General features: G+C 64.4%; 15 protein-coding genes. 1 reads left to right on the top strand and 14 read right to left on the bottom strand.

Annotated elements, in window-relative coordinates:
• Window positions 1-101 precede the first annotated feature (101 nt).
• The 3 genes from QFZ94_RS19250 to QFZ94_RS19240 form a co-directional block, all read right to left on the bottom strand.
• Window positions 102-2,354 carry an ATP-dependent DNA helicase gene (locus QFZ94_RS19250; protein WP_429458822.1) on the bottom strand — a complete coding sequence of 751 codons (2,253 nt, stop codon included), beginning with the start codon at window positions 2,352-2,354 and terminating at the stop codon, window positions 102-104.
• A gap of 63 nt (window positions 2,355-2,417) precedes the next feature.
• A complete protein-coding gene (locus QFZ94_RS19245; RefSeq protein WP_013089766.1) occupies window positions 2,418-2,636 on the bottom strand; it encodes a DUF465 domain-containing protein in 219 nt (72 codons plus the stop codon).
• 148 nt (window positions 2,637-2,784) lie between these two features.
• A complete protein-coding gene (locus QFZ94_RS19240; RefSeq protein WP_429461855.1) occupies window positions 2,785-3,792 on the bottom strand; it encodes a hypothetical protein in 1,008 nt (335 codons plus the stop codon).
• A 259-nt stretch (window positions 3,793-4,051) separates the two neighbouring features.
• Here QFZ94_RS19240 and QFZ94_RS19235 point away from each other — a divergent pair, with 259 nt between their 5' ends.
• Complete coding sequence (locus QFZ94_RS19235) at window positions 4,052-6,403, top strand: Tex family protein (RefSeq protein ID WP_429458820.1); 2,352 nt, start codon at window positions 4,052-4,054, stop codon at window positions 6,401-6,403.
• Between the two features lie 154 nt (window positions 6,404-6,557).
• On the opposite strand, the gene QFZ94_RS19230 is transcribed toward QFZ94_RS19235, so the two are convergent.
• The 11 genes from QFZ94_RS19230 to bamB all read right to left on the bottom strand — a co-directional run bounded on the left by QFZ94_RS19230 (window position 6,558) and on the right by bamB (window position 19,440).
• Window positions 6,558-8,444 carry a potassium transporter Kup gene (locus QFZ94_RS19230; protein ID WP_410842426.1) on the bottom strand — a complete coding sequence of 629 codons (1,887 nt, stop codon included), beginning with the start codon at window positions 8,442-8,444 and terminating at the stop codon, window positions 6,558-6,560.
• A gap of 232 nt (window positions 8,445-8,676) precedes the next feature.
• A complete protein-coding gene (locus QFZ94_RS19225; protein WP_013089770.1) occupies window positions 8,677-9,249 on the bottom strand; it encodes a phosphoribosyltransferase in 573 nt (190 codons plus the stop codon).
• Window positions 9,250-9,267: 18 nt separating this feature from the next.
• Window positions 9,268-10,614 (bottom strand): adenylosuccinate synthase, encoded by a 1,347-nt coding sequence (locus QFZ94_RS19220; RefSeq protein ID WP_368586077.1) that lies wholly within the window; start codon window positions 10,612-10,614, stop codon window positions 9,268-9,270.
• A gap of 220 nt (window positions 10,615-10,834) precedes the next feature.
• Window positions 10,835-11,986: an ATP phosphoribosyltransferase regulatory subunit gene (locus tag QFZ94_RS19215; RefSeq protein ID WP_176136218.1), complete on the bottom strand. Its 1,152-nt coding sequence runs from the start codon at window positions 11,984-11,986 to the stop codon at window positions 10,835-10,837.
• Between the two features lie 229 nt (window positions 11,987-12,215).
• A complete protein-coding gene (locus QFZ94_RS19210; protein WP_013089773.1) occupies window positions 12,216-12,407 on the bottom strand; it encodes a DUF2065 domain-containing protein in 192 nt (63 codons plus the stop codon).
• A gap of 43 nt (window positions 12,408-12,450) precedes the next feature.
• Window positions 12,451-13,356: a protease modulator HflC gene (hflC, locus tag QFZ94_RS19205; protein ID WP_368586076.1), complete on the bottom strand. Its 906-nt coding sequence runs from the start codon at window positions 13,354-13,356 to the stop codon at window positions 12,451-12,453.
• A 15-nt stretch (window positions 13,357-13,371) separates the two neighbouring features.
• Window positions 13,372-14,781, bottom strand: a complete 1,410-nt coding sequence (gene hflK, locus QFZ94_RS19200; RefSeq protein WP_410847908.1) for an FtsH protease activity modulator HflK — start codon at window positions 14,779-14,781, stop codon at window positions 13,372-13,374.
• Window positions 14,782-14,830: 49 nt separating this feature from the next.
• The gene (gene hflX / locus QFZ94_RS19195; RefSeq protein WP_026228684.1) at window positions 14,831-16,018 is read right to left on the bottom strand and encodes a GTPase HflX; all 1,188 of its coding nucleotides are present in this window, start codon (window positions 16,016-16,018) and stop codon (window positions 14,831-14,833) included.
• 57 nt (window positions 16,019-16,075) lie between these two features.
• Window positions 16,076-16,312 (bottom strand): RNA chaperone Hfq, encoded by a 237-nt coding sequence (hfq, locus tag QFZ94_RS19190; protein WP_006051315.1) that lies wholly within the window; start codon window positions 16,310-16,312, stop codon window positions 16,076-16,078.
• Between the two features lie 175 nt (window positions 16,313-16,487).
• Entirely contained in the window at window positions 16,488-17,825 is a 1,338-nt protein-coding gene (gene der, locus QFZ94_RS19185; RefSeq protein WP_429458816.1) for a ribosome biogenesis GTPase Der, read from the bottom strand.
• 469 nt (window positions 17,826-18,294) lie between these two features.
• Window positions 18,295-19,440 (bottom strand): outer membrane protein assembly factor BamB, encoded by a 1,146-nt coding sequence (gene bamB / locus QFZ94_RS19180; RefSeq protein WP_368586073.1) that lies wholly within the window; start codon window positions 19,438-19,440, stop codon window positions 18,295-18,297.
• Window positions 19,441-19,506 lie beyond the last annotated feature (66 nt).

Below are 19,506 nucleotides of genomic sequence, written 5' to 3'. Positions count from 1 at the left end.
ACGAATGCAAATTCGTGGCTTTTTTGTTTGCGATGCACCGCGCATGCAGCACACGTCGTTGGGTTGCTGCGTCACCTGAACGCAGCAACCGATCAAGACATTCAACCGCGTTCGACCGGTTCCTCGAAGAACTCGCGGACCACCTCTATCTCGCGGGTGCGTTTGAACGGCGGCAGACTCTGCCAGATACGGCGGCCATAAGGCTTATCGACGAGCCGCGTATCGCAGATCATCAGCACGCCACGATCGGTCTCCGCGCGAATCAGCCGGCCCGCGCCCTGCTTCAATGTGATCACGGCTTGCGGCAACTGATGCACGGCGAACGGGCTCAAGCCCTTCTTCGTCAGTGCGTCGAGCCGCGCGGCCAGCACGGGATCGTCTGGCGGCGCAAACGGCAGCTTGTCGATCACCACCAGCGACAGCGCGTCGCCGCGCACGTCCACACCTTCCCAGAAGCTCTGACTGCCGACCAGAATCGCATTGCCGTACGTGCGAAAGCGATCGAGCAGTTCGGTGCGGCTCGCATCGCCCTGCACCAGCAGCGGATAGTCCCAGCCGCGCGACTCGATCGCGTCGCGCAGCTTCGCCGAGATACGGTCCACCGCGCGTAGCGTCGTGCACAGCATGAAGACGCCGCCACCCGATGCTTCGATCGCGGGCAATGCCGCATCGAACACAGCGTCGGTGAACATCGGCGATGACGGCTGCGGCAGATTGCGCGGCACGTATAGAAGCCCTTGCGACGGATAGTCGAACGGGCTCGGCAAGGTCATCGAGCGCTTCGAGTTCAAGCCCATCTGCGCCGCGTAGTGCGTAAAGTCGCCCCGCACCGACAGCGTCGCCGATGTGAAGATCCACGCGCGCGGCACGCCGGCGCGCTGCTTCGCGAAAATCGGCGCGACCGACAACGGCGTTTCGTGCAACTGCACCGTGTGCGAGAACACCTCGATCCAGCGGACCTTTTCGTTCGGATCGGTGCGCTCGGCACCTGCGTCGCCTTCGCGTGTCGCACCCGCGTCGCGTTCCGCGCTCGTTGGCGGCGTGGTCCAGCCGCTCAGCACGTCCTGGAGCTCGCGCGCGCGACGCAGACACGCGCCCAGCGATTCGGCTCGCTCGGCCTGCCCCGCCAACGCCGAAGCTAAAGCGTCGAGCTCGGCTTCGAGCGTGTCGAGCGCGGGGAATAGCGGATGATCGTCGGGCAACTGGCCGATCGACAGACGCACCGTATCTTCCTTGAACGCAAGCCGCACGTCGCGCGCGGCGCGCTCGAGCGTCGCGCCGAGCTTGACCCAATCGACCGCATCGCGTGCGTGACCGAGACCCTCGGCCACCGAATCGCGCGCGAGCTCGAGAAACTGCGCGGTCGATAGCGTCTCGCCGAAAAACAGCGTGGCGGTTTCGGGCAGCTGATGCGCTTCGTCGAAGATGACGGTGTTCGCAGTCGGCAGCAACTCCGCCATGCCGGTATCGCGCAGCATGATGTCGGCGAAAAACAGATGGTGGTTGACTACCACGATATCGGCCTGCTGCGCTTCGCGGCGCGCCTGCATCACGAAGCAGTCCTTGTAGTGTGGACACTCCTGGCCGAGACAGTTGTCGCGCGTCGAGGTGACCATCGACCACACCTGCGCGGTCTCCGGCACACTCGCGAGTTCAGCCTTGTCGCCGGTGCGCGTGATCTTCGCGAAGCGCACGATGTCCTGCAGATACGAGGTCTCCTGGCGCGACGGCAAACGGCCGTTGTCCGCGGTGCGTTGCAGGTAGTAATGGCACAGATAGTTCGCGCGGCCCTTCAGCATCGCGACCGACACCGGCACCGCGAGCGCGTCGCGCACGGTCGGAATGTCGCGCTGGAACAGCTGGTCCTGCAGATGCTTGGTGCCGGTCGAGACGATCACCTTGCCGCCCCACAGCATGGCCGGCACGAGGTACGCATAGGTCTTGCCGGTGCCGGTCCCCGCTTCGACGATCAGCGTGTTCTCACCTGCTTCGACGCCTTCGGCTTCGGCGTTGCTGTCGGTCGCCTCAGTGGCGGCGTCAGCGCCAGTCTGCTGCAGGCGTCGCGCCGGGCGCTTCTGCGCCTCGAACATCACGGGCTCGGGCATTGCACGGCCCGACGCCTCCATCGCCGCGGCAACCGCGCGCGCCATCTCGATCTGCGACGCACGCGGCCGATAACCGTCGATCTGACGTGCGAGCAGACCGTTGTCGGCGAAGATGTCGTCGAGCTCGCTCGCGCGGCGCCGACTCAGCGACACGCCCGGCACCGGCGCTGCCGCGCGCGGCGCGGGCGTGCCCGAAGCGGATGCGTTGTCCGGCGCGGCCCGGGATGAAGTGTCATGCGATGAATTCAAGGCAAGCGTTCCTGCTAAGTCGGGCTCGCGCGCTGCGCGCCCGGCGCCTGCCAGGCCGCGAACTCAGGCGCGCGCGTCCGGTTCGAGCTGCAATTGCAGCAAGATGATGGTGTCCTTGACTTTGAGTTTGCGCTTTTTCAGGCGCTGCAACTCGAAGTCGTCGATGCCGGGTTCATCCGACATCCGGTCGATCAACCGGTCGAGTCCACTATGCTCCGATTCCAGTTGCAGAATGCGGTCGCGAAGTGTGTTTGCGTCGATGACGTGATGACGATCGCGCATGCTCGCCTCCTCGGGTCGGCGGCACCGACCGCGTGCGCGCGGTCCGATGCCTGAGGTTGCTGTCCGGCTCAAAACGCATTACGGCGACTACGGCGGCCGTGGCCACGACCGCCACGGCTCACTCTACGACACTGCCACTACAGCACGCTTACTGTTGCTGTTGCTGCTGCTTTTGCTGGTCTTCGAGCTGTTGCTGCTTCAACTGGTCCTGACGCTTCTGCTCGGCCTTTTCGGCGGCCTGCTTTTGACGCGCTTCGACATCGAGCTTGTGCTGCGCGGCCTCGGCCTGCTTCCGCTCGAAATTCTCCTGTTTTTGCTGGCGCTCCGCGGCCTGTTGCGCGCCCTGCCTACGCGCCTCCTCGAGCTTGCGCTGGTAGTCGCTCTGCTTCTGGTCGTAGGCCTTCTGATTGGCCGCCGACTGCGCCGGCGTGACACCACGCTGCGCCTGGTCGAGCGCATGCTGGCGCTGCTTCTCCTCGTATGCCTGCGCATTGGCCTGGTGCTGCGGTGCCGCGGCGTTGCGCTGCGCCTGCTCGAGCGCGTGCTGACGCTGCTTCTCCTCGTAGGCCTGTGCATTGGCTTCGCGCTGCGGCGCCTCGGCGTTGCGCTGCGCCTGATCGAGCGCGTGCTGACGCTGCTTTTCCTGATACGCCTGCTCGTTGCGCGCGTCTTCGGCGGCGCGTTGCGGCGCTTCCGCCTCGTTTTGCGCGCGCCGTAGCGCGGTGCGCTCGTCGCGCTCGCGGGCGCGCTGCGCACGCTGCTCGGCGTCCAGCGCGAGCTGCTCCTTGCGGATGTCCGCCTGCACGCTGCGCATCGCGTCGCGCGCACGATTCAAACAGTGATTGACGAAGAAGCGGCTGTAGCAGTTGTGTTGCGCGACAGCGAATTGATAGTTGTTGTCGTCGGTGCGCTGATTGAGCACCTGTTGCCGCTCGTCGAACGACTTGTCCAGCGCGGCTGCATCACTCGCGCTTTGAGGGCTGCCGCCCGTTGCGGCGGCTTGCAGGCCCGAGGCCGCGACCGGCGCCGTATCTTGCGCGGGCGTCGCGCTCTGTGCCGCGGCGGGCACCGGCACGGCAAGCGCTGCGGCGATCACGCACGACGACGCCGCCGTCACGACCGACGGACCGAACCAGCGCAACGAAACCAGCGGCAATTGAGACGAACCCCGAGACGAACCCGGCAGCGAACCTGACGCCAGCGAAGAGACCAGGCGGTTGAGGGACAAGGAGATTGGCAACGTCGTAGAGGGTCAACGGAACATGCCCGAAATTCTAACACCCCGCGGTTGAGCCCTTTGGCATTTATGGCAAAATGCCCCGCTCTAGCAACCTGGTCGCGGCGCCCGCCCGGCCTGTCCCGAATTGCCGCCCGCGCGCGGCCCATCACTGAGTCCGCAGGAACACCAAGACCTTATGACGGAAACCGTAGCACTCAAGATCGTCCAGCGCATCGCCACCGAACTGTCCGTCCAGCCGCGCCAGGTCGCGGCCGCGGTGGAACTACTCGACGAAGGCGCGACCGTTCCGTTCATCGCCCGTTACCGCAAGGAAGTGACCGGCAATCTCGACGATACGCAACTGCGCAATCTCGAGGAACGCCTGCTCTATCTGCGCGAGCTGGAAGACCGGCGCGCGGCGATCATCGCGAGCATCGACGAACAGGGCAAGCTCACCGACGAGTTGCGCAGCGCGATCGAAGGCGCCGATAGCAAACAGGTGCTGGAAGACCTCTATCTACCGTACAAGCCGAAGCGCCGCACGCGCGCGCAGATAGCACGCGAAGCCGGTTTGCAGCCACTCGCCGACGCGCTGCTCGGCAATCCGCTGCTCGATCCGCAAACCGAAGCCGCCGCCTACGTGGACGCGGACAAAGGCGTCGCCGACGTGAAGGCCGCGCTCGACGGCGCGCGCGACATCCTCTCCGAACAGTTCGGCGAAACGGCCGAGCTGCTCGGCAAGCTGCGCGACTATCTGTTCAACCAGGGCGTGGTGTCGTCGAAGGTCGTCGAAGGCAAGGAAACTGCCGAAGAAGAGAAATTCCGCGACTATTACGAGTACGCGGAAACGATCCGCACTGTGCCGTCGCATCGCGCGCTTGCCCTCTTCCGCGGCCGCAATGCCGGCGTGCTGATGATCAAGCTCGGTCTCGGCGAAGAGCTCGACGCGCAGGTGCCGCATCCGGGCGAAGCGCTGATCGCGCGGCACTTCGGCATCGCCAACCAGAACCGCCCCGCCGACAAGTGGCTCTCCGACGTCTGCCGCTGGTGCTGGCGCGTGAAGGTGCAGCCGCACCTCGAAAACGAGCTGCTGACCAATCTGCGCGACGAAGCCGAACACGAAGCGATCCGCGTGTTCGCACGCAACCTGAAAGATCTGCTGCTCGCGGCGCCCGCTGGCCCGAAGGCCGTGATCGGTCTCGATCCGGGCCTGCGCACCGGCGTGAAAGTGGCGGTGGTCGACCGCACCGGCAAGGTGCTCGCGACCGACACGATCTACCCGCACGAGCCGCGCCGCGACTGGGACGGCTCGCTCGCGAAGCTCGCGCGCCTTGCCGCGCAAACGCAGGCGGAGCTGATCAGCATCGGCAACGGCACCGCGTCGCGTGAGACCGACAAGCTCGCGAGCGAGCTGATCGCGCGTCACCCGGAGCTGAAGCTGCAGAAGATCGTCGTGTCGGAAGCGGGCGCATCGGTGTACTCGGCGTCCGAACTCGCCGCGAAGGAATTCCCCGACATGGACGTGTCGCTGCGCGGCGCTGTGTCGATCGCGCGGCGTCTGCAGGACCCGCTCGCCGAGCTCGTGAAGATCGAACCGAAGGCGATCGGCGTCGGACAGTATCAGCACGACGTGAACCAGCGCGAACTCGCGCGCTCGCTCGACGCGGTCGTCGAAGACTGCGTGAACGCGGTCGGCGTCGATGCGAATACCGCGTCGGTCGCGCTGCTCGCGCGGGTCTCGGGCTTGAACGCGACGCTCGCGCGCAACATCGTCGACTATCGCGATGCGAACGGGCCGTTCCCGTCGCGCGAGCATCTGCGTAAGGTGCCGCGTCTCGGCGACAAGACCTTCGAGCAGGCTGCCGGCTTCCTGCGCATCAACAACGGCGAGAATCCGCTCGACCGCTCGTCGGTGCACCCGGAGGCGTATCCGGTCGTCCAGCGCATTCTCGCGAAGATCAGCAAGCAGGTCGGCGAAGTGCTCGGCAATCGCGACGCGTTGCGCGGACTGTCACCCACTGAATTCGTCGATGAACGCTTCGGTCTGCCAACCGTGCGCGACATCCTGGTCGAACTCGAAAAGCCGGGCCGCGATCCGCGTCCCGAATTCAAGACGGCGACGTTCCGCGAAGGTGTCGAGAAGGTCAGCGATCTGATCCCGGGCATGGTGCTCGAAGGCGTCGTGACGAACGTCGCGGCGTTCGGCGCATTCATCGACGTCGGCGTGCATCAGGACGGTCTCGTGCACGTGTCGGCGATGTCGACGAAGTTCGTGAAGGACCCGCATGAAGTCGTGAAAGCCGGACAGATCGTCAAGGTCAAGGTGCTGGAGGTCGACGTGAAACGCCAGCGTATCGCGCTGACGATGCGTCTCGATGACGAACCCGGCGCGGCGACCGCGCGCAGCGGCGGGGGTGCGCAGCAGGATCGCGCCGGCTCGGGCGGCTTCAACCGCGGCGGAGCGGGACGGGGCGCGCCGCAGCGCTCGCGCGAACCGGAGCCGGGCGGCGCGATGGCGGCCGCGTTTGCCAAGCTCAAGCAGAAGTGAGCGTATTGGACCGGTGTACGTCGTTGGACGTGCTCCGGTCCATTGCATGACTGCGTCGCGCGCACAACCGCTTACACGCACGCGCGCATAAAACAAAAAGCCCACGCATTGCGTGGGCTTTTTGTTTGCGCTCCCGCACGTCACACGCGGGCCGTCAAATCTCGATCTTGGTCCCCAACTCCACGACCCGGTTAGCCGGGATGCTGAAGAAGTCGGTCGGCTTCGCGGCGTTCTGATGCATCCACGCGAACACACGCTCACGCCACACCGACATCCCCGGCAGTTGCGTCGGCACCACCGTTTCGCGCGCGAGGAAGAACGACGTGTCCATCAATTCGAAGGTCATGTCGTGCGTGCGACCGACGTCGAGCAGCACCGCCTTCACGTCGGGCGTTTCGTTGAAGCCGTAGGCTGCCTTCACCAGCCACAGGCCACCGTTCATGTCCTTCACGGTCACGCGATCGGAGTCTTTCACGTACGGAATGTCGCGCGTGACGAAGGTCAGGAAGATCGTGCGCTCGTGCAGCACCTTGTTGTGCTTCAAGTTGTGCAGCAGGCTCACTGGCACCAGCGAATCGCTGCCGGTCAGATAGATCGCAGTGCCCGACACGCGATGCGGCGGATGCGCGAGCAGTCCTTGCAGGAACGGCATCAGCGGAATACCGTCGGCGGCCGTGCGCTCCTTCACGATCATCCTGCCCTTGAACCACGTCATCAACAGGAAGAACAGCAGGCCGCCGATGCACAGCGGCAACCAGCCGCCCTCTTCGACCTTCAACAGGTTCGCACCGAAAAAGCCGAGGTCGACCACCAGGAATACGCCGATGATGAGTCCGACGAGCAGTTTGTTCCAGTTCCACACCTTCACCATCACGACGCATGCGAGGATCGTCGTGATCACCATCGTTGCCGTCACCGCGATACCGTACGCGGCGGCCAGATTGTCGGAGCTCTTGAACGCGATCACGATGCAAAGGATGATGAACAGCAGCATCCAGTTCACGACCGGCACATAGATCTGCCCGATCGCGAGTTCGGACGTGTGCAGGACCTTCATGCGCGGCACGTAGCCGAGCTGGATCGCCTGGCTCGTCAGCGAGTACGCGCCCGAAATCACCGCCTGCGAAGCGATCACCGTCGCAACCGTCGACAGCACGACGAGCGGCAACAGCGCCCAGTCCGGCGCGAGCAGGAAGAACGGATTTTCGATCGCCTTCGAGTCGTGCATCAGCAGCGCGCCCTGGCCGAAGTAGTTCAGCACCAGCGACGGCATCACGAGCACGTACCACGCCATGCGGATCGGCTTCGCGCCGAAGTGGCCCATGTCCGCATACAGCGCTTCGGCCCCGGTCAGCACCAGCACGACCGAGCCGAGCACCACGTAGGCCTGCAGCACGTGCGCGGCCATGAAGGTGTACGCGTAGTACGGATTGAGTGCGCGGATCACGTTCGGCGACTGCATGATGTGCCACAGGCCGAGCAAGGCAAGCACGAGGAACCACAGCATCATGATCGGGCCGAACAGACGGCCGACCGTGGCCGTGCCGTGCCGCTGGATCCAGAACAGCACGATCAGGATCACGATGGTCAGCGGAATCACCAGATGCGACAGATGCGGCGCGGCGATTTCCAGACCTTCGACCGCCGAAATCACCGAGATCGCAGGCGTGATCACCGCGTCGCCGTAAAACATGCAGGCGCCGAAGATGCCGAGCATCATCAGAAGGCCGGCCATTTTCGATTTCTGATCGACCGAGCGCAACGCCAGCGCCATCAGCGCGAGGACGCCGCCCTCGCCGTTGTTGTCGGCGCGCATCACGAACAGCACGTACTTCACGCCGACCACGATCATGATTGCCCAGAACAGCAGCGAGATCACGCCCAGGATCGACTGATCGGTCAACGGGATACCGTGCGACGGGCTGAAGGCTTCCTTCAGCGAGTACAACGGACTCGTACCGATGTCGCCGAACACCACTCCGATCGCGGCAATCGCAAGGGAAGGAAGCGGCTGTTTGTGTTCGTGGTTGTTATCTGTCATGGACGCGAGGAAATCCGTTCCCGGGCGGAAAAAACGACCGCTATTTTAAACTGCTCATCCGGTACCGCCCGGCTTGTTGTGGATACGCCACGTGGATGTCCGCGCAGTGTAGCACTGCGATATGGACCCGTCTGCCGCAGGGCGAGCGTTCCGCCGCGGCGCATGACGCATAAAAAAACGGAGCCTGACTGGGCTCCGTTTGTGACACCGCGATGACGCGCGCGGCCTCGCGTTAATTGCCCGACGCCTCCTCGGCCTGGGCAATGCCGCGCTTGATCCAGGCGCCGAGGTTATGCGGACGCACGGTGTCCCACTCCTCGAACGGCTGATGAATCCACGGGTTGGTCGGCAGGTACTGCACGTGATAATCGGGCTTCACCTTCGAGCAGCCCTTGTACCACAGCACCGCGGAGCGTACCGCGGTGATAGCCGGATAGCGTTCCTTCAGATGCTGCTGCACGCGCGCGAGCGTGACGCCCGAATCGACGAGGTCGTCGACGAGCAGCACGTTGCCGTGCAGTTCGCCGCGCGTCATCGTGATGTATTGCGCGATGTCGAGTTCGCCCTGCTGCGTGCCGGCCGCCTCGCGATACGAGCTCGTTGCGAGAATGGCCAGCGGCAGATCGTAGATGCGCGACAGCTGGTCGCCGACGCGCAGACCGCCGCGCGCGAGGCACAGGATCTTGTCGAACTTCCAGCCCGATTCGTGCACGGCAAGTGCGAGCACCTCGATCAGCCGGTGATATTCGTCCCAGCCGACCCACAGGTTCTTGTCGTCGTTACGCGGATCTTTCATCGCGATCATCGGTACACCTTGCATCACTTAAACCTTGAACGGATGACGCAGCAGAATCGTTTCGTCGCGATCCGGACCGGTGGACACCATGTCGATCGGGATGCCCGCGACTTCCTGCACGCGCGTCAGGTACGCACGCGCATTGGCGGGCAGCTTGTCCCACTCCTTGATGCCGACCGTGCTTTCCTTCCAGCCCGCGAAAGTTTCGTAGACCGGTACGCAGCGTGCGACTTCGGTCGCGCCGCGCGGCAGCAGATCGACGTTCTGGCCGTCGACCGTGTAGCCGACGCACAGCTTCACTTCGTCGAGACCGTCGAGCACGTCGAGCTTGGTCATGCACAGACCCGTCACGCCGTTGATCTGGATCGAGCGGCGCAGCGCGGAGACGTCGAGCCAGCCGGTGCGGCGCGGACGGCCGGTGACCGAGCCGAATTCCTTGCCGACGGTGGCGAGTTCGAGACCGATCGGGTCCTGGCGCGAGGTATTGTCCGCATCGTACAGTTCGCTCGGGAACGGGCCCGAACCGACACGCGTGCAGTACGCCTTGGTGATACCGAGGATGTAGTTGAGCTTCTGCGGACCGACGCCCGCGCCCGCCGTCGCGGCACCCGCGACGCAGTTGCTCGACGTGACGAACGGATAGGTGCCGTGGTCGATGTCGAGCAGCGTGCCCTGCGCGCCTTCGAACAGTAGATTGCCGCCGTTCGCGTTGACGTCGTACAGGCGGCGCGACACGTCGGTGACCATCGGCTTCAGACGGTCGGCGTAGCTCAGCATCGTGTCGAGCGTTTGCTGGAAGTCGACCGCGGCGGCACCGAGGTACTGCGTGAGCACGAAGTTGTGATAGTCGAGATTTTCGCGCAGCCGCTCGGCGAAGGCCGGCGCGTCGAACAGGTCCTGCACGCGCAGGCCGCGGCGCGCGACCTTGTCTTCATAAGCCGGGCCGATGCCGCGGCCGGTCGTGCCGATCTTGCTCGCGCCGCGGCGCGCTTCGCGGCCCTGGTCGATCGCGATGTGATACGGCAGGATCAGCGTGGTGGCTTCGGAAATGAACAGGCGCTTCTGGACGTCGATGCCGGCGGCTTCGAGTTCGCCGATTTCCTTGAACAGCGCTTCCGGTGACAACACGACGCCATTGCCGATATAGCACGCGACGCCGGGATGCATGATGCCCGACGGAATCAGACGCAAGATGGTTTTCTTGCCGCCGATGATAAGCGTGTGACCGGCATTGTGACCGCCCTGGAAGCGAACGACGCCCTGAGCGTGGTCCGTCAGCCAGTCGACGATCTTGCCCTTGCCCTCATCACCCCATTGGGTACCCACGACGACGACGTTACGCCCGGGGTTCACATTCACTGCGCTGGCAGACATGTTGTTTCGTAAGCTGGTTAAAAACGTATTTTACCTAGGTTCGCGGAAGCTTCCGGAATTTTTCCGTTTCCGCTCAACGGTATGCACGTTATGTTGAGTATTGCGAGGGATGCGCGGCCGCGAAAAGTCGCTCGACCGCGCCCGGTTCGGGCGATGCTCGCACCGCCCTGTAGCGAGCGCCGCAAACGTGTTCCCGGCGGAGTTGACCGGAACGCGCGGCTCAAGCGCGCGGTTCGACCACCCATGCGCCATTGCGCTCGACCAGCACGCGGTCGAACGCGAATTCATCGAGATCGTGCTTGTGGCCAGGCAGCGCTTGGATCACCACTTCACCGCCATCGCGCAATGCCGCGACCGCCACGCGCAACGCTTCGTCGTGCCGCCAGGGCGCGAGGATCGCGCTGCTGCGCGCTTCGATCGGCGAGATCCGCGCGACTTCACGCAGATCCAGCGAAAAGCCGGTTGCCGCGCGGGCTCGGCCATAGGCCTGGCCGACGTGGTCGTAACGGCCGCCGCGCGCCACCGCGTTCGGCACACCGTCCACGTATGCGGAGAACATCACGCCACTGTGGTACGCGTAGCCGCGCAGATCGGCGAGGTCGATCATCACTTCGGCGCCGTCGACCTGGCTCGCGAGGAACGCGAGGTCGTCGAGCGCGCGGGCGATCGCCGGCGAATTCGGCAGACGCGCGCGGGCCTCTTCGAGCACCGATGCGTCGCCGTACAAAGTGGGCAGAGCGCGCAGCGCGTCGCGAATCACCGGCGAGAATTGCGCGGTCATCTCGACGAGGCGCGGCACGTCCTTGCCGGCCAGTGCGTCGTAGAGCGCCTGGCCGAGTTCCTCGGCGGCCGGCTCGGCTTCGATCAGCGCCGCCAGCACGCCCGCGTGACACAGGTCCAGACGCACCTTCGCGAGGCCGGCCAGACGCAGTGCGTCGAGCATCAGCTGCTGGATTTCGAGGTCCGCTTCGAGGCCCGCGTGGCCGTAGATTTCCGCACCGATCTGGATCTGCTCACGCGTCGCATGCAGGCCGCGCGGCCGCGTATGCGCGACGTTGCCCGCGTAGCAAAGACGCGTGACACCCTGGCGGTTCAGCAGATGCGCGTCGATGCGCGCGACCTGCGGCGTGATGTCGGCGCGCAGACCGAGCGTGCGGCCCGACAACTGATCGACGAGCTTGAAGGTGCGCAGATTCAGATCGTGCCCGCCGCCCGTCAGCAACGACTCGAGGTATTCGAGCAGCGGCGGCATCACCATCTCGTAGCCGTACGAGCGGAAACGGTCCAGCAAGTGACGCCGCAATTCTTCGATCTTGCGGGCCTCCGACGGCAGCACGTCGGCGATATTCTCAGGAAGCAACCAGGTCGACATCGATACAGTCCTACGGCGTTGAACACGGCGTCTTGAAGCGCCGATGATGAATGTGAATGGCGTATAGCGGCTTGATTCTGGCGGCTGACACCGACGCGCGGGCGGCGTTAAGCGGCGTTAAGCGGCGCTCGCGCGCGCCGCGCGGCGGCCTGACCGGATAGTCGGTGTTTCGCTCGGCCGGTTGAAACACGCCACAGCACCCGGCGTTCGTCAGACAAGCAAGCCGGCTTCAGGTCGCGATGAACAGTAAAACCAGCCCGAGCAACATCACGATGAGCCCACCGACGCGAATCTGATGCGGCGGTCGTTCCGCTATTTTACGGAACGTGTCGCGCCAGGCGCTCGGAAAAACGAACGGAAACATCCCCTCGATAATCAGCATCAGCGCGATCGCGAGCAATAACGAGCCAGCTATGTCCATGCGAGTGAAGCGGCCGCGATGCGGATGCCGCGGCCTTCGGTAATCAGCGTTTGTGCGCAGCAGGCGCGGAAGCGTCCGGGGCGACGCCGCCGGTCGGGCTACGCATGAAGCGGAAGAACTCGCTACTGGAGTCGACCACGATCAGATCGCCCGGTTTGAAGGTCTTCCGGTACGCCTGCATGCTTAGATAAAACTGATAGAACTGCGGGTCCTTGCCGAACGCTTCGGCGGCGATCTCCGCGGCCTTCGCATCGCCTTCGCCACGAATGCCCTGGGCCTGCGCGAGGCCGTCGGCGAGCACCGCCTGCTGCTTCGCGAGCGCGTCCGCGCGGATCTGATTCGCTTCGGCGGCGCCCTTCGCGCGCTCGTCCGCTGCGACCTGCTGGCGCGCGGCGATCATGCGCTTGAACACCGAGTCGGCCACTGCCGCCGGGAAATCGACGCGCGTGAGCTGCACATCCACGACCGACACGCCGAGCGATGCCGCGCTCTTGTCCATCGCACCACGCGCCTCTTCGGCAACCGCCTGCTGTTTCGCGAGCGCGTCGGACAGTGTGAACTTGCCGAACGCGTCGCCGAGCGCGCCGCGCGACAGCAAGGCGAGCCGGTCTGGCAGGCTCTGCGGATCACCCTTCGTTTCGGCGATCAGCTTCAGCGGATCGGTCACACGGAACTTGACGACCGGGTTGACCAGCAGATCGGTTTTGTCGGACGTGACGTAATGATCTTCGTCGGGTGCGTCGAGCGACTGAATGCGATTGTCGACGAACGTCACCGTTTGCAACGGCGGCGGCAGCTTCACGTGCAGCCCCGGGCCGAGCAGCGTGGGCGCCGCGTCGCCGCGCGCGGACAGCACGGCCATATGCCGTTGATCGACGACGAACACCATCGACGATGCCGCGAACAGCACGATGACGACGGCGACGACGAGCGCAATGATTCGGTTCATATTCTCGTGCGCTCCTTATTGAACGTCTTCTTCGCGCATGCGATTGCGGAACGCTTCGCGCGAACGCAGCGACGCGGCGCTCGGCCGGCTCGCCGCCGCAGGCGCGGAAGCGGCGGGGCCAGATGCACCCTCGGGGGCGGAACCCGCCGCGGCACCGGTCTCAGCGGCCGACGCAGCCGACGGCGCAGCCGCGCTCGCCGCTTGCGGCGCGCCCGCGACAGCCGGACCCGAAGCAGCGGCGCCCGCCGCCGCGGCCTGACGTTCGCGGTTCTGTTCGACGAGCCTGTCGAGCGGCAGATACAGCACGTTGTTGCCGTTCTTCGCGTCGACGAACACCTTGGTCGCGTTCGCGTAAATCTGCTGCATGGTTTCCATGTACAGGCGGAAGCGCACGAGGGCCGGGGCCTTCGCGTATTGCGCGTAGACCTGCTTGAAGCGCTCGGCCTCGGCCTGCGCCTGCGCGACCGTGTTCTGGCTGTAGGTTTTGGCTTCCTGCACCTGACGATCGACGTCGGCCTGCGCGCGCGGCACGAGTTCGGCGGCATAAGCCTGCGCATCGCGTTTTGCGCGTTCGTTTTCGTCGTGCACCTTCGCAGCGTCGGCGAACGCGGGTTGCACCTGCTCGGGCACTTGCACGCTCTGAATCGTCACACCCGTGACCCCGAGACCGGACTGATACTGATCGAGCGATTGCTGGATCGACGCGATCAGCTGCTGGCGCAGTGTTTCGTGATCCTGATCGAGAATATCGCTGGTGCTGTGCGCTCCGACGATGCCGCGCACCGCCGCCTGTGCGGCATGCATCACGCTCTGATCGGGATCGACGCTGCGAAACAGAAAGTCGTTGGCTTTGCGCACCTGGTACTGCACGGCGAAGCGCACGTCGACGATGTCGCCGTCGTGCGTGAGCATCGATGCGTCCTTCACGTTCGCGAGACGCACCACATTGCTACGGCCGATCTCGACCTGGCGGATCTGGCCGACGTTGACGAACTCGTGGGACTCGAACGGATACGGCAGACGCCAATGCACACCCTGCGCCGCGGTATAGCGATACTTGCCGAACTGCAGCACGACGGCCGCCTGGCCATCCTGTACGACGAACACACCGCTGCCGAGATAGATTGCGATCAGCACGCCGATTACGATGCCGACGCCGATGCGCGCGCCGCGGCCATTGTCCGGACGGCCGCCCCCGCCGACACCGCCGCCGCCCTTGCGCCCGAAAATCCGGGACAGACGGCGATTGAAATCGCGCCACATTTCGTCGAGATCGGGCGGACCTTCACCGTCGCGCCCCGGCCGCTTCGGATCGTTCGGCCGTTGCCGGTCGCCGTTGCCGTCGCCCCGGCCCCAACGCGGATCGTTCAGTGAAAGCAAGGCGCGCATACGCAGCCAGATACTCCGCTCGTTGTAATCGTTCACCTGTGTTCGTTCACCAGAGTAGACAGCGGGTCAGTGCAATTGGAACGGGTCAGTGCCCGAGTTCTGGAATCTTGTGGTCTTCGCGCAGTTGCGCCGAGCGGTCGTCTTGCGACGCATCGAGCGGCATGTCGGCAAGCGGTTCGGCTGTAGCGATTTCAGCGATGGCAGCGCGCAACGCATCCAGCCCCTGCCCGGTGCGCGCGCTCAAAAAGACGCGCGAAATATTACCATACTCGTCCCGCTCGACCGCGTCCCCACGGGCTGCCAGTTCTGGCACCGCATCTATTTTGTTGAACACGAGCACCTGACGGATCGTGTCCGCGCCGATTGCGTGCAACACCTCGTTCACCTGATCGATCTGATCGAGCCGCACCGCGCTCGATGCGTCGACGACATGCAGCAGCAGATCCGCGTGAATCGTTTCCTCGAGCGTTGCGCGAAACGCCGCGACGAGCTGATGCGGCAGTTCGCGGATGAAACCGACGGTATCGGACACCACTACCTGCCCCGCTTCGTCGCCCAGGTACACGCGCCGCGAGGTGGTATCGAGCGTCGCGAACAACTGGTCGGCGGCGTACGCCTGCGCCTTGGTCAGCGCGTTGAAGAGTGTCGATTTCCCCGCGTTCGTATAGCCGACGAGCGACACCGACATCGTCTGGTTGCGATTACGCGCGCGACGCTGGGTGCCGTGCTGGCGGCGCAGCTTGTCGAGGCGGATCTTCAGCGCCTTGATGCGCTCGCCGATCAGCCGGCGGTCGGTTTCGAGCTGCGTTTCGCCCGGACCGCGCAAACCGATACCGCCCTTCTGACGTTCGAGGTGGGTCCACGCGCGAATCAGCCGAGTCGACAGATATTGCAGCTGGGCGAGCTCGACCTGCAGCTTGCCTTCGTGGCTGCGTGCGCGCTGCGCAAAAATGTCGAGGATCAAACTGGTGCGATCGACCACGCGCCGATTAAGCGCCCGCTCCAGATTGCGCTGCTGCGCAGGCGCCAGAGCATGGTTGAAGATCACGAGTTCGATGTCGTTCGCTTCACAGGCAAGGCGCAATTCTTCGGCCTTGCCGCTGCCGACGAACATCTTCGCGTCGGGACTGGAACGGCGTCCGGTGAGGGTGACTACGGGATTCGCGCCCGCGCTTTGCGCGAGCAGGCTGAGTTCTTCGAGACTGGCTTCGAAATCGATCTTGCCGAAGTCGATGCCAACGAGCGCTGCATTGATCAAATTGGAGGGTATCAAAATGACGCGGCCGGGAGTGATCGCCGACGGGCGACGCTGTGCCGGCCGCGGCGAGGGTTAGGACTGTTCGGAATCCGGGTGGAAATTCACCGGACGGGCCGGCACGACCGTGGAAATCGCGTGCTTGTAGACCATCTGGGTGACCGTATTCCGGAGCAACACGACGTACTGGTCGAACGATTCGATGTTCCCTTGAAGCTTGATGCCGTTGACCAGGTAGATCGACACCGGCACATGCTCTTTACGCAGTGCGTTCAAAAACGGGTCTTGTAACAATTGCCCTTTGTTGCTCATAGCAAACTCCGTATTTTTTTGCAGGTTGACTGAATTGACGGCGAAGAAAAAGAGATCCGCCGCCAACCGCTACACTATAGCTGATTTTCATTTCGACGCGCGGGCCCGGGACCCCCGGCCAAACCCAGCATACATGCGGGTTTCAGCCCAGGTTTAAGACCAGCTTCAGCCTGCTTCAGCCTTTGTCCGCGTAAGGGTTCGTCGACGATCTGAACTCTATTCGCAATGGAGTCCCCGTCAGCTTGAAAGTTTCCCGGAAGCGATTTTCGAGGTACCGCTTATACGTGTCGGTGATCGCGTCGAGCGCATTGCCGTGAATCACGATAATCGGCGGATTCTGCCCGCCCTGGTGTGCGTAACGCAGCTTCGGACGCACGGGACCGCGGCGCCGCGGCTGCTGGAATTCGACCGCCTCGATCAGCGCGCGCGTCAGCTTCGGCGTCGGCAGCTTCGACATCGCGGCCGTGTACGCGTCGTCGACCGAACGCATCAGCGGCCCAATTCCGGTTTTTTCCGCGGCGGAAATGAAATGGAATTTGGCGAAGTCCAGAAATTTTAGTTTGCGTTCGAGGTCGGCTTTGGTGCGCTCGCGCACATGCGGATCGAGACCGTCCCATTTGTTCACGCCAACCACCAGCGCGCGCCCCTGCTCGACGACGAAGCCGGCGATGTGCGCATCCTGATCCGAGATGTCCTGACGCGCGTCGAGCAGCAGAATCACGACATTCGCATCGGAAATCGACTGCAGCGTCTTCACGACCGAGAACTTTTCGATCGCCTCGAACACCTTGCCGCGGCGGCGCAGGCCGGCAGTGTCGATCAGCGTATACGGCTTGCCGTTACGCTCGAAATCGACGTAGATCGAGTCGCGCGTAGTGCCGGGCATGTCGAACGCGATCACGCGCTCTTCGCCGACCAGCGCATTGATCAGCGTCGACTTGCCGACGTTCGGCCGCCCGACGATCGCGATTTTCACGCCGCGCGCTTCCTTGTCTTCCTCGCGCTCTTCCGGCTGACCGGCATAAGCGACTTCGAGCGCCTCGTTGATCATGTCGGTGACACCGTCGCCGTGCGCGGCGGAGATCGCGCGCGGGTCGCCGAGGCCGAGTTCGTAAAAGTCGGCCGCGACGTTGGTGTACTTCATCCCCTCGGCCTTGTTGACGACGAGGAAGATCGGCCGGCCGACCTTGCGCAGATAGTCGGCGATCGACTTGTCCTGCGGGGCGAGCCCGTTGCGGCCATCGACGATGAACACGACGACGTCCGACTCCTCGACCGCCTGGCGGGTCTGGCGCGCCATCTCGTGCAGGATGCCGTCTTTCGCGACCGGCTCGAAGCCGCCGGTATCGACGACCAGATACGGCCGCTCGCCGGTGCGTCCTTCGCCGTAGTGGCGATCGCGCGTGAGACCGGGCAGGTCTGCAACTAGCGCGTCACGCGAACGCGTAAGGCGGTTGAAGAGCGTGGATTTCCCCACATTGGGGCGCCCAACGAGGGCAATAACGGGTTTCATCTGATGTTGTTCACGGTGAAACGCGGGATCGCGATCGATCGCGCGCTTAGCGACGCCAGGCAGCCGCCACGCGGCGGCGTTTTGACGAAATTATCACGAATTCAGCCTGCTCCGGATGCGCGATCGACACGCGCATCCAGGCGGACGGGAGTAGCTGCACAGACGCCACCGGGGGTCGCCTGCTTCAGACCGTGCTGGTCGGCGGCTGACGCTCGCGTGCGCAAGCGTTCCTGCGGTTCGCAAGGCCGCCGACCAAGCGCACGCACCGCCTCTGATACCGGCGGGCGCAGCTTCGATCCGACTTGCCGGACCAGCCCGTCCGGCGATTTTTCTATTGAGCCTGCCCGATCACGCCACGGACGGAGTGGCAACCCGAGGCAGGAGCTGTGCGCCAAGGCCCACGCAGACTTCAATTAAAAAGCGCGCGGCCGGCAAAGCCGGCCTGCGCGCCTGACATCACCTATAGCGATCAGCGCGGACGATAGCCGAACAGGCCGCCATCGCGCGTCTGGATCACCAGTGTGTCGCCGGCCAGCACCGGCGCTGCGGTAATCGCGCTGCCGTCGGTCTTGACCCGCGCGACGAGCGTGCCGTCGGCAGTCGACAGGAAATGCACGAAGCCCTGGTAGTCGCCGAACACGGCCGCGCGGCCGAGCAGCATCGGCACGCTCAGTTCGCGGTTCTTCAGCGCCTCGTTCTTCCACAGCACCGAACCGTTGTTCACGTCGAACGCGGACACGACCGACCAGTCGTCGGCGGCGACCACGCTGCGCTCATCCTGCGCGAGGCCGCTCGTGCTCGAGAACGGCTTGCCCCACAGCGCGCGGCCCGAGTTCGCGTCGAAACAGCCAATCTGGCCTTGAAACGTCACCGCGCAGGTCTCCGAGCCCACCAGCGTGGGCGGCCCGGTCACGTCGTTGATACGCTCGACCTCGGTCACGCCTTTCGGATACGACACCGGCGTCTGCCAGTAGGCGTCGCCAGTCTGCAGATTGATAGCGGCGAACGAACCGCCCGGGAAGCCGGCCAGCACGGCCGCGTCGCCCGCGAACGTCATGCCCGACGACACGCGCAGGTTCAACGGCACCGCGCGGTTGCGGAAGTTCCACTTCTGCTCGCCGGTTTGCGCGTTGAACGCGACGATCTGGCCGTCGATCGTGCGCACGACCACGAGACCATTGCCGACGAGCGGCGGGGAAATGATCTCGCCCGGCGCCTTAGCAGTCCACAGTTCCTTGCCGTCCGCGCCGAGCACGTATACGTCGCCCTTCAGGCCGCCGACCGCGGTGAGCGTGCCATCGCTGCCGACGCCCGCCGACAGATCGTCGTGCAGCTTGACGCGCCACACGTCCTTGCCGGTTTGCGCGTCAATCTTGGCAACCGTGCCGTTCGTGCCGGCAGCGTACACGGCATTGCCCACTGCAACCGGCGAGAACATGTAGCGGCCCGCCTTGCCGACGCTCGCCGACCAGGACTGCTGCACGTCGAGCACGGGTTTGAACTCGGTGAGCGGCGTCGGCACACGGCGCTCGTCTTTCGTGGATGAGCAAGCCGCCAGCGTGAGAACGGTCATCGCACAGATAACGGGCACGGCGTAACGTTTCAGCAGATTCATCGGTGGACGAAGCATTCAGGAAATGGATTAAAGGAGACCGTCTTGCGGTCGTGGCTCGCGGCGCGC

This window comes from Paraburkholderia sp. JPY465 (genome assembly GCF_050436725.1).
Classification (GTDB): domain Bacteria; phylum Pseudomonadota; class Gammaproteobacteria; order Burkholderiales; family Burkholderiaceae; genus Paraburkholderia; species Paraburkholderia youngii.
Note: the sequence above shows the minus strand (reverse complement) of the source record. Positions and strands in the feature narration are given on the sequence as shown.

Excerpts from the sequence above, each read along its gene's own strand:
- QFZ94_RS19245 (WP_013089766.1), bottom strand. The coding sequence starts at position 2,636 with ATGCGCGATCGTCATCACGTCATCGACGCAAACACACTTCGCGACCGC.
- QFZ94_RS19235 (WP_429458820.1), top strand. The coding sequence starts at position 4,052 with ATGACGGAAACCGTAGCACTCAAGATCGTCCAGCGCATCGCCACCGAA.
- QFZ94_RS19230 (WP_410842426.1), bottom strand. The coding sequence starts at position 8,444 with ATGACAGATAACAACCACGAACACAAACAGCCGCTTCCTTCCCTTGCG.
- QFZ94_RS19225 (WP_013089770.1), bottom strand. The coding sequence starts at position 9,249 with ATGATCGCGATGAAAGATCCGCGTAACGACGACAAGAACCTGTGGGTC.
- QFZ94_RS19220 (WP_368586077.1), bottom strand. The coding sequence starts at position 10,614 with ATGTCTGCCAGCGCAGTGAATGTGAACCCCGGGCGTAACGTCGTCGTC.
- QFZ94_RS19215 (WP_176136218.1), bottom strand. The coding sequence starts at position 11,986 with ATGTCGACCTGGTTGCTTCCTGAGAATATCGCCGACGTGCTGCCGTCG.
- QFZ94_RS19210 (WP_013089773.1), bottom strand. The coding sequence starts at position 12,407 with ATGGACATAGCTGGCTCGTTATTGCTCGCGATCGCGCTGATGCTGATT.
- hflC (WP_368586076.1), bottom strand. The coding sequence starts at position 13,356 with ATGAACCGAATCATTGCGCTCGTCGTCGCCGTCGTCATCGTGCTGTTC.
- hfq (WP_006051315.1), bottom strand. The coding sequence starts at position 16,312 with ATGAGCAACAAAGGGCAATTGTTACAAGACCCGTTTTTGAACGCACTG.
- der (WP_429458816.1), bottom strand. The coding sequence starts at position 17,825 with ATGAAACCCGTTATTGCCCTCGTTGGGCGCCCCAATGTGGGGAAATCC.
- bamB (WP_368586073.1), bottom strand. The coding sequence starts at position 19,440 with ATGAATCTGCTGAAACGTTACGCCGTGCCCGTTATCTGTGCGATGACC.